Source organism: Stenotrophomonas sp. (assembly GCF_032099025.1).
GTDB lineage: Bacteria > Pseudomonadota > Gammaproteobacteria > Xanthomonadales > Xanthomonadaceae > Stenotrophomonas.
This window is the reverse complement of the sequence record NZ_DAMCID010000028.1, coordinates 1-11763: the sequence shown is the minus strand read 5'-3', so window position 1 is coordinate 11763 and position 11763 is coordinate 1. Positions and strand designations below refer to the sequence as shown.

The 11763-nt window shown below is 65.9% G+C and carries 10 protein-coding genes; 6 read left to right on the top strand and 4 right to left on the bottom strand.

The window, feature by feature from the left end:
- Positions 1 to 112: 112 nt before the first annotated feature.
- Both RT456_RS16330 and RT456_RS16325 read right to left on the bottom strand, forming a co-directional pair.
- The gene (locus tag RT456_RS16330; RefSeq protein WP_313348093.1) at positions 113 to 730 is read right to left on the bottom strand and encodes a hypothetical protein; all 618 of its coding nucleotides are present in this window, start codon (positions 728 to 730) and stop codon (positions 113 to 115) included.
- Positions 731 to 838: 108 nt separating this feature from the next.
- A complete protein-coding gene (locus RT456_RS16325) occupies positions 839 to 1861 on the bottom strand; it encodes a zinc-binding alcohol dehydrogenase family protein (protein ID WP_313348092.1) in 1023 nt (340 codons plus the stop codon).
- Between the two features lie 371 nt (positions 1862 to 2232).
- Between RT456_RS16325 and RT456_RS16320 the strand changes: the two genes are divergently transcribed.
- From RT456_RS16320 to RT456_RS16305, 4 genes are all read left to right on the top strand, one after another.
- Complete coding sequence (locus tag RT456_RS16320) at positions 2233 to 3333, top strand: OmpA family protein (protein WP_313348091.1); 1101 nt, start codon at positions 2233 to 2235, stop codon at positions 3331 to 3333.
- 245 nt (positions 3334 to 3578) lie between these two features.
- Complete coding sequence (locus tag RT456_RS16315) at positions 3579 to 4091, top strand: hypothetical protein (RefSeq protein ID WP_313348090.1); 513 nt, start codon at positions 3579 to 3581, stop codon at positions 4089 to 4091.
- Between the two features lie 20 nt (positions 4092 to 4111).
- Positions 4112 to 4951, top strand: a complete 840-nt coding sequence (locus RT456_RS16310) for a pseudouridine synthase (protein ID WP_313348089.1) — start codon at positions 4112 to 4114, stop codon at positions 4949 to 4951.
- 85 nt (positions 4952 to 5036) lie between these two features.
- Positions 5037 to 5375 (top strand): hypothetical protein, encoded by a 339-nt coding sequence (locus RT456_RS16305; RefSeq protein WP_313348088.1) that lies wholly within the window; start codon positions 5037 to 5039, stop codon positions 5373 to 5375.
- Positions 5376 to 5633: 258 nt separating this feature from the next.
- Here RT456_RS16305 and kbl read toward each other — a convergent pair whose 3' ends face one another.
- Positions 5634 to 6845, bottom strand: a complete 1212-nt coding sequence (gene kbl / locus RT456_RS16300; protein WP_313348087.1) for a glycine C-acetyltransferase — start codon at positions 6843 to 6845, stop codon at positions 5634 to 5636.
- A gap of 195 nt (positions 6846 to 7040) precedes the next feature.
- On the opposite strand from kbl, the gene RT456_RS16295 reads away from it, so the two are divergent.
- Complete coding sequence (locus RT456_RS16295; RefSeq protein WP_313348086.1) at positions 7041 to 7742, top strand: TorF family putative porin; 702 nt, start codon at positions 7041 to 7043, stop codon at positions 7740 to 7742.
- Between the two features lie 123 nt (positions 7743 to 7865).
- On the opposite strand, the gene tdh is transcribed toward RT456_RS16295, so the two are convergent.
- Entirely contained in the window at positions 7866 to 8888 is a 1023-nt protein-coding gene (gene tdh / locus RT456_RS16290) for an L-threonine 3-dehydrogenase (protein ID WP_313348133.1), read from the bottom strand.
- Between the two features lie 418 nt (positions 8889 to 9306).
- On the opposite strand from tdh, the gene RT456_RS16285 reads away from it, so the two are divergent.
- The gene (locus tag RT456_RS16285) at positions 9307 to 11475 is read left to right on the top strand and encodes a S46 family peptidase (protein WP_313348085.1); all 2169 of its coding nucleotides are present in this window, start codon (positions 9307 to 9309) and stop codon (positions 11473 to 11475) included.
- Positions 11476 to 11763: the final 288 nt, after the last annotated feature.

Genomic DNA, 11763 nt, shown 5'->3' with positions numbered 1-11763 from the left:
TGCCGGATTCAGGGGAGCCGGCCAGCGGCCGGCACTACGGGCTCCACGTAATGCCGGATCCAGGGGAGCCGGCCAGCGGCCGGCACTACGGGCGCCACGTAATGCCGGGGATTCAGGGGAGCCGGCCAGCGGCCGGCACTACGGGTCGATGGATGCCAAACAGGGGCAGGGTGACGCCGCACAGCGGGCCGATCAGCAGGGCGAAGGCCAGGGTGCCCACGCCTACGTTGCCGCCCAGGCGCCAACCGATCACCAGCACCGTGCCTTCAATAAGGCTGCGCACCAGCCAGATCGGCCAGCCGGTGCGGGCATGCAGGCCGGTCATCAGCCCGTCGCGCGGGCCCGGCCCGAAGCGCGCCCCGATGTACAGGCCGGTAGCGAGGGCGACCAGCCCCAGCCCCAGCAGGAACATGGGGACCTGCCACAGCAGTCCATGCACTTCCGGCAGCAGCCACAGACCGAACTGCGCGCTGGGACCGATCATCAACACGTTCAGTACCGTGCCCAGGCCCGGCTTCTGCCGGATCGGCCACCACAGCAGCAGGACCAGCGCGCCGATCACATTGGTGGCCACGCCGAACGACAGCGGGGTCTGCAGTGCGATGCCCTGTGACAGCACGTCCCACGGCGCCACGCCGATCGCCGCGCGGATCATCACCGCCGCGCCCATGCCGTACAGGAACAGGCCGATCAGCAGTTGCAGCAGGCGCAGGGGCAGGGACGTGGGCATGGCGGCTTCACCGGGGAGGAGCATGGAATGTAGGCGGTGCTGGCGCGTGCCGACAGATACAGATGGGCACCAATGCGCGCACACAGTAGCGTCCGGCGCCGCCTCGCATCACCAGCCCGACAGCACCAGCTTGCCGATCACGCCGCCGCCTTCCAGCAGGCGATGCGCCTCGCGCAGGTGCGCGGCATTGATCGTGCCCAGCGAGGTGTGTGCGGTGGAGCGCAACGCGCCGGCATCCACCAGGCTGGCCACGCGGCTGAGGATGCGGTGCTGCTCGATCATGTCGGGCGTGCGGAAACGCGCCCGCGCGAACATGAACTCCCAATGGATGCCGATGCACTTGGACTTGTAAGGATCGCCGATACGCAGCGCGCCTCGCGGTTCCACGATCAGCCCAACGTGGCCCTGCGGTGCCAGTAGTTCACCAAGCACGTCCCAGTAGCGATCGGTATCGGCCAGGTTGAGCGCCACGTCGACCTGCGCAAGACCCAGTGCGTGCAGCTGTTCGGGCAGGGGCTGGTGATGGTCAATGACGTGATCGGCTCCCATGCGGCGGCACCATTCGGCCGACGCATCGCGCGATGCGGTGGCGACCACGGTGAAGCCGGCATGCCGCGCCAGCTGGATCGCGATGGAACCCACGCCGCCCGCGCCGCCAATCACCAGCAGCGTCTGCCCTGCATGGCGGCGGCCATCGAAGTGCAGCGGCATGCGCTGGAACAGCAGCTCCCAGGCGGTCAGCACCGTGAGCGGCAGCGCGGCCGCTTCGGTGAAATCGAGTGTGGTTGGCTTGCGCCCCACCAGGCGTTCGTCCACCCAGTGCCACTCGGCGTTGCTGCCGGGGCGGGTCACATCCCCTGCGTAAAAGACCTCGTCGCCAGGGGCGAACGCGGTGACATCCGGACCCACCGCCTCGACCGTGCCGGAAGCGTCATAGCCGAGTACGCGCGCCGGAATTTCTTCGCCCTCACGCGCCGCGCGTTGCTTGGTGTCGACGGGATTGACGGAAACAGCCTGTATGCGCACCAGGAGGTCAGCGCCCTTGGGTACACCAGGATCTGGAAGTTCCAGATCCTGCAGCGAAGCGGGGTCGTCTATGGGCAGATAGCGGGTCAGGCCTACAGCTTTCATGGCAACTCCGTGGGGGGGAATTCCTCCTCATCATACGGTTGCCATGAAACCTGTTTGTGCGCTGAATAAGAATGCGCGTCCGATCTGCATCAAATACTGTGGCGAGTCATTGAAAACTCTGAGAAGGTGGCAAAACCCTTGTCATTGTTGGGTCTTGCGGAACTTCATCAACCTGTATAGGGTGCCTCCAGCTGGACCGGTGGAGGTCTGGTCGCCGTCTTCACATGTTACGTGACCGTTAACATCACCTTCACTCGCCTGAGCATAATGTTCGCGGCGGTGGCGTGCTGAATCGGCAGTCTGAAAACGACGCAGTAGTGCTGGCCCATGCCTCTACCGGTTTCATACCCCCGAAATAGGAGCTGTACTCAATGAACAAGAAGATCCTCACTGCCGCGCTGCTGGGCGGCCTGGCTTTCGCCCAGGCTGCATCGGCGCAGGATTTTGATGACCGCTGGTACCTGACCGGTTCGGCCGGCTTCAACTTCCAGGATAGCGACCGTCTGACCAACGACGCTCCGTTCGTTACCCTGGGCCTCGGTAAGTTCATCAGCCCCAACTGGTCGCTGGACGGCGAGCTGAACTACCAGAACCCGAACTTCGATGACAACCAGGATCTGAACTGGAGCCAGTACGGCGCCTCGATCGATCTGCGTCGCCACTTCATCTCCGAAGGCCGTGGTTGGAACCCGTACCTGCTGATGGGTCTGGGTTACCAGCAGTCGGAAGAAGAGTACTCGCGTCTGAATGATCGCCCGGGCGACCGCAAGGACGGCAACTTTGCCGCCAAGGTCGGCGTCGGTCTGCAGACCACCTTCGAAAAGCGCGTTGCTGTCCGCGCCGAAGTGGCCTACCGCGGTGACTTCGACGACCGCAGCTACAACCCGGCCCTGGCCGGCAATGATGAAAGCTGGTTCGGCGACGTGCTGGCGTCGGTTGGTGTCGTGATCCCGCTGGGTCCGCCGCCGGCCGCTGCTGTTCCGGCACCGGCTCCGGTTGCTCCGAGCTGCGCAGACCTGGATGACGACGGTGACGGCGTCAACAACTGCGACGACAAGTGCCCGGATTCGCAGCCGGGTCAGACCATCGGTCCGGACGGTTGCCCGGTTCCGGTCTCCATCGACCTGAAGGGCGTGAACTTCGACTTCGACAAGGCGACCCTGCGTCCGGACGCCGTGGCGATCCTGTCCGAAGCCTCGCAGATCCTGACCCGTTACCCGGATCTGAAGGTTGAAGTCGCTGGTCACACCGACTCGAAGGGCACCGACGAGTACAACCAGAAGCTGTCCGAGCGCCGCGCCACCGCGGTGTACGACTACCTGACCAAGAACGGCGTTGCCGCTTCGCGTCTGGTGGGTCCGATCGGCTACGGCGAGAGCCGTCCGATTGCGCCGAACACCAACCCGGATGGCTCGGACAACCCGGAAGGTCGTGCAAAGAACCGTCGTACCGAGCTGAACGTCCAGAACTGATCCTTCTGGTAGTACAGCCTCAGGACAGGGCCCGGCATTGCCGGGCCCTGTTTTTTTTTGCCGCGCGGTAGAGCCGACGGGGTAAGAGCCGATGGGGTAGAGCCGACTGTTAGTCGGCTGCTGCTTAAAAATACGAAAATCAACAATAATTCCAACAAGTTGCCGTATTCATTGAATGTTGGACCTTGAAAGCCGTTGTGGCGCTGTTAAACTCGGCGCGTCGACCCCTTTCCTGGATGCATCCCATGCTGCGTATTGCACTGGCCGCCGCACTTGGCCTGGCCCTGGTTCCCACCGCCTACGCAGCCGTGGATTGCTCGGCATCGGCCACCAGCGCTTCGCCGCTGCCGCTGCCGGCCACCGCGATCGCGCCGGTCGCCTCCGAGCTCTACATCCGCAACGTGCAGCTGGGCATGCCCGCCGGCGTGCTGACCTCCAATTTCGACCAGCAGCAGTCGCTGGACCGCGTGCTGCAGCGCCTGCGCATCGACGGCTGCCAGAACATCGCCAAGGCGATGCCGGGTGCCCCGGCGATCAAGCCGAACGATCCGGCCGCGTACAAGCCGCAGACCGAGTTCGACAACACGCCCTGGCGCTTCGACATGAGCCAGAACGGCAAGCGCATGACCGCTGATGAGTTCGACGCCTGGATGAAGTCGCGCGGCGTGCGCGTGGTCAAGCCGCGCGCGGCCGCCGCAGCCGCACCAGCACCGGCCGTCGAAGCACCGGCTGAAAGCAAGCCGGGCGGCAAGAAGTAAGACACTGCGCGCGGAGACCGATGAGCACACGTCGGCCCCCTGCCGCGCCACCGTCCCGACCACGCCGCGATCCGCGGCGTGCGTCCGCGCCGGCCAAGCCCGCCACGCGCGCGACTGACGCGCCACGTCACGGCCTGGCGCGGGTGCTGTCCAAGGCCGGGCTGTGCTCGCGCACCGAAGCCGCGCGCTGGATCGCCGACGGCCGGGTAACGGTCGACGGCCGCACCATCAACAACCCCGAATTCCCGATCATCGACGGCCGCCACGTGGTGCATGTCGATGGCCGCGCGCTGGACGCGCCGCGTCGCCTGCACATCGTGCTCAACAAGCCGCGCGGCCTGGTCACGACCGCGCAGGATGAGCGTGGCCGCGACACCGTCTACCGCTGCTTCGACGGCGCGGGGCTGCCGTGGCTGGCGCCGGTGGGCCGGCTGGACAAGGCCAGTGAAGGGCTGCTGCTCTTCAGCAACGACCCGCAGTGGGCCGCGCTGCTGACCGATCCGGCCACCGGGCCGGACAAGACCTACCACGTGCAGATCGATGTCATTCCCGATGCCGCGCAGCTGGCCGCGCTGTGCACGGGCGTGGACGATGCCGGCGAGTTCCTGCGCGCACGCGAGGCGCGGCTGCTGCGCAGCGGCGACAAGACCGCCTGGCTGGAAGTGGTGCTGGAGGAAGGGCGCAACCGCCATATCCGCCGGCTGCTGTCCGCTTTCGACATCAACGTGCTGCGCCTGGTGCGCGTGGGCATTGGTCGGCTGCCGCTGGGCACGCTGGCCAAGGGTGCCTGGCGCGAACTGGAGCCGCACGAACTGCACCTGCTTACTGCCACGGCCGAGCGTGCCGTGGCCGACGCGTGACCCCGTGGCCTGCCGCCAGGCAGGCCCACCACCGGGCAAGGGATGGCCTGCAACCGAGATTCCGTCCACTACCGGGAGTAATGCCATGCACGCCCACCCCCTCACCCGTTCCCTGCTGCGCGGCACCTGCCTGCTGTTGCCGGCCGCGCTGCTGAGCGCCTGCGGTGGCCACAAAGAAGTGGCCAAAGCCAGCCCGCCGGTGACCGACAAGATCGTGGAGCTGCAGCCGTCCGAGCGCGATGGCCGCGGCAGCTACCGCTTTCTGATGAGTGATGGCGACAAGCGGATGAGCGCCGATGAATTCGACGCGTGGATGAAGTCCAACGGCATCCGCGTGGCCAAGGGCAACCCCAATGCGGCGCCGAAGCCGGTGGTGGTCGCCAGCAAAGAGGACCCGAAGGACAAGAAGAAAAAGAAGAAATGACGCGTGTTGCGCGTCATTTCTGCGGTGCCGTTGTGGTGCCGCTGACTTGCGGCTGATTTGCTGCTGATTTGCGGCTGATTTACGCTGATTTGCCGCTGATTTGCCGCTGTGGTGCCGCTGTGGTGCCGCTGTAGTGCCGACTGTTAGTCGGCAACGCGCGGAGCGCGCAGGTTGGATTTCGCCGCGGCTGAGGGGGTTAGCCGACTAACAGTCGGCTCTACACAGTCGGCTCTACCCAGTCGGCTCTACCCAGTCGCCTCAGCCTTTGATCACGCCCAGTTCCAGCCCGATGCGGGTGAACGCGTCGATGGCGCGGTCCAGGTGGGCGCGGGTATGCGCCGCGCTGATCTGGGTGCGGATGCGGGCCTTGCCCTGCGGCACCACCGGGAAGAAGAAGCCGATCGCGTAGATGCCTTCTTCAAGCAGGCGCTCGGCGAACTTCTGCGCCAGCGGCGCGTCGTACAGCATCACCGGGCTGATCGGGTGCACGCCCGGCTTCACGTCGAAACCGGCGGCGGTCATCTTCGCCCGGAAGTACGCCGTGTTCTCGGCCAGCGTGCTGCGCAGGTCGTCGGCACCGGCGAGCATCTCGAACGCCTTGATGCCGGCGGCGACGACGTGCGGCGGCAGCGAGTTGGAGAACAGGTAGGGGCGCGAGCGCTGGCGCAGCAGCTCGACCACCTCGGCGCTGGCGCAGGTGAAGCCGCCCAGGGCGCCGCCCATCGCCTTGCCCAGGGTGCCGGTGATGATGTCGATCCTGTCCAGCACGCCCTTGACCTCGGCCGAGCCACGCCCGGTCGCGCCCAGGAAGCCGGTGGCATGGCATTCGTCGATGTGCACCAGCGCGTTGTACTTCTTCGCCAGCGCGGTGATCTCGTCCAGCGGTGCGATGAAGCCGTCCATCGAGAACACACCGTCGGTGGTGATCAGCTTGGTCCTGCAACCGGCCGCATCGGCGGCCTGCAGCTGGGCCTCCAGGTCGGCCATGTCGCAGTTGGCGTAACGGAAGCGCTTGGCCTTGCACAGGCGCACGCCGTCGATGATCGAGGCGTGGTTGAGGGCGTCGGAGACGATCGCGTCGTTCTCGCCCAGCAGCGGCTCGAACAGCCCGCCGTTGGCGTCGAAGCAGGCCGCATACAGGATGGTGTCCTGCTTGCCGAAGAACGCGGCAATCTGCTTCTCCAGCTGCTTGTGCAGGTCCTGGGTGCCGCAGATGAAGCGCACCGAGGCCATGCCGAAGCCGTGGGTATCCAGCGCATCCTTGGCGGCCTGGATCAGGTCCGGGTGGTCGGCCAGGCCCAGGTAGTTGTTGGCGCAGAAGTTCAGGACCGTGCGGCCATCGTCCAGGGTGATCTCGGCCGACTGCGGGCTGGTGATCACGCGCTCGGACTTGAACAGGCCCTGGGCGCGGATCGCCTCCAGTTCCTCAACGTAGTGCTGGGTGAGCGGGGCGGAGGTGGCGTCGGTCATGGCAGGCGGTCATCGGCACGGGAAAACCGGGATTTTACCTGCCGGGACCGGCCACCGGGCGGCCCCTGCAACCGGCGGGCAAGCCGGGGGCAGGGAAACGGTTGCGCATGACATTGTTGCATCGCAATATCAATCAGGTTAAAAAACTGTAAACCGCGCCGCACCCGCCCATCCCACGTCCCGGAGAGACCCCGCATGAACCACGCCACGCGCTGTACCGCCGCCGTAGTGCTCTGCGCCGCCTTGCTTGCCCCGTTCGCCGCCAGTGCCCAGGACGAGGCCGAATCTCCGTTCAGCTGGAACGTCACCGGCGTGTCCGATTACGTCTTCCGCGGCCTGTCGCAGACCGACGAAGACCCGACCCTGCAGGCTGGCTTCACCTACACCTCGCCCGTGGGTCTTTACGCGGGCGTGTGGGGTTCGGGCGTGGACTTCGGCGACGGCGGTCCGGATGCCGAGGTCGACTACTTCGTCGGCTATGGCGTCGACATCACCGACAGCGTCAACTTCGATGTGATGCTCAACCACTACAGCTACCCCGGTTCGAGCGAACTGGCCTACACCGAGCTGATCACCAAGACCAGCTTCGCCGAGCACTACAACGTGACCGTGGCCTACACCAACGATGTCTGGAATACCGACACCGACGGCTGGTACTTCGCGGCCGGCACCGAGTGGGCGCTGCCGAAGGAGTTCAACCTGACCGCCAACGTAGGCCGCAGCACGTTCGAGGACGGCATCGCGCAGGACTACACCGACTGGAACATCGGCGTGAACCGCACCTGGGGCCTGTTCACCCTGGGCCTGGGCTACTACGGCACCGATGGCAACGGGCGTGACAACTCCGGCAAGCTGGCCGACAACCGCGTGGTGTTCACCGTGGCGGTAGGGCAGTGACCCAACAAACGGCGCTGTCGTAGTGCCGGCCGCTGGCCGGCTCCGCAGCTTCTGACATCGTGGGAAGCCGGCCAGCGGCCGGCACTACAGAAAAAGGCACCCGTCGGGTGCCTTTTTCTTGCCTCAATTCCAGCTCAACACCACTTTGCCGGCCTTGCCCTGTTCCATCAGGTCGAAGCCCTTCTGGAAATCATCGATCGGCAGCTGGTGGGTGAGCACCTTGCCCAGCGGGAAGCCGGACAGCACCAGCTGGGTCATCTTGTACCAGGTCTCGTACATCTTGCGGCCGTAGATGCCCTGCACGGTGAGGCCCTTGAAGATGATCTTGTCCCAGTCGCAGCCGGCGCCCTTGGGCATGATGCCGAGCATGGCGATCTTGCCGCCGTGGTACATGCAGTCGAGCATGTCGTTGAACGCGCGCGGATTGCCGCTCATTTCCAGGCCCACGTCGAAGCCCTCCATGTGCAGGTCCTTCATCACGTCCTTGAGCGAGGTGTTGGACACGTTCACCACGCGCGTGGCGCCCATGTCGGCGGCCAGCTTCAGGCGGAAGTCGTTGACGTCGGTCACCACCACGTTGCGCGCACCGATGTGCTTGCAGATGCCGGCGGCGATGATCCCGATCGGACCGGCGCCGGTGATCAGCACGTCTTCGCCGATGACGTTGAATTCCAGCGCGCAGTGCGCGGCATTGCCGTAGGGGTCGAAGAACGCGGCCAGTTCCGAGGGAATCTGGTCGGGGATCGGCCACAGGTTGCTGGCCGGCATCACCATGTATTCGGCGAAGGCGCCGTTGACGTTGACGCCGATGCCCACGGTGTTCGGGCACAGGTGCGGACGGCCGCCGCGGCAGTTGCGGCAGTGGCCGCACACGATGTGGCCCTCGGCCGAGACGCGCTGGCCGATCTCGTAGCCGGTCACGCCCGGGCCGATCTCGGCGATGCGGCCGACGAACTCATGGCCGATGGTCAGGCCAGGCTTGATCGTGCGCTGGCTCCATTCGTCCCACAGGTAGATGTGCAGGTCGGTACCGCAGATGGCGGTCTTTTCCAGCTTGATCAGGACCTCGTTCGGGCCCGGCACCGGCACCGGCACGTCTTCGAGCCAGATGCCCTTGGCGGCTTCACGCTTGACCAGGGCCTTCATTGTTTGCTGCGCCATCGGGGTGGAACTCGTCTGGGGGGAAAGGGCGAATTATAGGGCCGGCGGGGGCCGGGGCATGTTGCGGTGCGGGTGGGAATGACGGGCAGGGCGGGGCGTAGGGGCACGCCATGCGTGTCTGCTCTTCGTTCAGGGACCATGAACGCCTGACGGGTGGCTTCGGTGGGTGTAAACGCGGGAAGTTGGCCGCAAACGACAACCGGCGGGCTCCGGACGCTTGCGCCGCGCGGCGCGCGGCGGACACGCGCGGCGTGTCGCTATGAATGGTTACGTGCGCAACGGGGGTCGAGGTGTGTTTCATCAAGGGCCCATTGGGAGCCGGCCGTTTTTGCCATGACTTTTGGCCGACAGGGCGGGTGGGGGAGCCGGATACAATCGGCGGTTCTCTATTCCGGGGCCGCCCATGCGCTCGAACCTGCTCGCTTTTTCCGTCGTCGCCAGCCTTGGGCTGGTCCAGGCCGCCCATGCCGCTGAAGGCATGTGGGTGCCGCAACAGCTGCCGGAAATCGCCGGGCCGCTCAAGCAGGCGGGCCTGAAGCTGTCCCCGGAACAGATCTCGAACCTGACCGGCGACCCGATGGGCGCGGTGGTGGCGCTGGGCGGGTGCACCGCCAGCTTCGTGTCGCCGAAGGGCCTGGTGGTCACCAACCACCATTGTGCCTACGGTGCGATCCAGCTGAATTCGACGGCCGAGAAGAACCTGATCAAGGACGGCTTCAATGCGCCGACCCTGAAGGACGAGCTGAGCGCCGGCCCCAATGCCCGCGTGTTCGTGCTGGACCAGATCACCGACGTCACCGACCAGGCCAAAGCCGCCATCGCCGCCGCCGGCAAGGACCCGCTGGCCCGCACCCGCGCGCTGGACGCCTTCGACAAGGCCCAGACCGCCGCCTGTGAAGCCGACGCCGGCTTCCGCTGCCGCCTGTACAGCTTCTCCGGCGGCAATACCTACCGCCTGTTCCGCAACATGGAAATCAAGGACGTACGCCTGGTCTACGCGCCGCCGGGCAGCGTGGGCAAGTTCGGCGGCGACGTCGACAACTGGATGTGGCCGCGCCACACCGGTGACTTCTCGTTCTACCGTGCCTACGTGGGCAAGGACGGCAAGCCGGCCGCGTTCTCGGCCGAGAACGTGCCTTACCAGCCCAAGCACTTCCTGACGTTCGCCGACCAGCCGCTGGGCGCCGACGACTTCGTGATGGTGGCCGGCTACCCGGGCCGTACCAACCGCTATGCGCTCGCCGGCGAGTTCAACGAAACCGCCGACTGGACCTACCCGACCATCGCCCGCCACTACAACGCGGTGCTGGCGCTGATCGACAAGGCCGGCAAGGCCGATGCGGACGTCAAGGTGAAGTACGCCGCCACCGCCGCCAGCATGAACAACGTGGCCAAGAACTACGCCGGCCAGCTGGAAGGCTTCAAGCGCATCGATGCCGCCGGTCAGAAGCAGGCCGAGGAAGCCGCCGTGCTGGCCTGGCTGAAGCAGCAGGGCGCCGCCGGCAAACCGGCATTGGCCGCGCATGCGCAGCTGATCAAACACCTGGACACCAGCAAGGCGACGCGCGAGCGCGACCTGTTCGTGAGCCAGTTCAACGCCACCTCGGCCGTGGGGGCGGCGCTGTCGCTGTACCGCCTGTCCATCGAGCGCGCCAAGCCCGATGCCGAACGCGAGGCCGGCTATCAGGAACGCGACCTGCCCACCATTGAAGGCAGCCTGCGCCAGATGGACCGCCGCTACGTGGCAGGCATGGACCGGCAACTGCAGCAGTACTGGTTGAACCAGTACGTGGCGCTGCCGCCGGCGCAGCGCTCCAACGAGGTGCTGAACCAGTGGCTGGCAGGCAGCGATGCCGGCGCCGTGGACGGCCTGGTCGCCAAGCTGTCCGGCACCCGGCTCGGCAGCCTTGACGAACGCCTGACCTGGTTCAAGGCCGACCGCGCCGCCTTCGAGGCCAGCACCGATCCGGTTATCCAGTACGCCGTGGCAATGATGCCGGCGCTGCTGAAGCAGGAAGAGCAGAAGAAGACCCGCGAAGGCGAATCGCTGCTGGCCCGTCCTGCGTACCTGCAGGCGCTGGCCGATTACAAGAAGAGCAAGGGCGAGTTCGTCTATCCGGACGCCAACCTGTCGCTGCGCATCACCTTCGGCAACGTGATGGGCTATACGCCCAAGGATGGCGTGGCGTACACCCCGTTCACCACGCTGGAAGGCATCGTGGCCAAGGAAACCGGCGCCGATCCGTTCGATTCGCCCAAGGCCCTGCTCGATGCGGTCAAGGCCAAGCGTTACGGTGGTCTGGAAGACAAGCGGGTAGGTTCGGTGCCGGTCAACTTCCTGTCCAACCTGGACATCACCGGCGGCAACTCCGGTTCGCCGGTGCTGGACGCGCACGGCAAGCTGGTCGGTCTGGCCTTCGATGGCAATTGGGAATCGGTCAGCTCCAACTGGGTGTTCGACCCGGTGATGACCCGCATGATCGCGGTGGACAGCCGCTACATGCAGTGGATCATGCAGCAAGTGGCGCCGGCTCCGCAGCTGCTCAAGGAACTGAACCTCACGGGCAGGTAACGCAAGGGACGCGTAGCCGTTCCTGACGTCGCTCGTCGACGGCCCGAAGGGTGCCCACCCACGGTGGGCATACCGTTGGTTGTTACACCGGTTAAAGCAACCCCGCGGCTTCGCCGCGGGGTTTTTTGTCTGGCTGTTCTTTCATCTGCTGGGAGGGCGCGCGTTGAAGCAGACGCGGCTGCCGGTGGGTCGAGCGCCGTGCCGCCATATCTTTGCCGGGGAAGGTCCCTCAGCAGCGGCTGCCGGTGGGGCGAGCGCGGGGCCGCCATACCCTTGCCTGCGACGCCC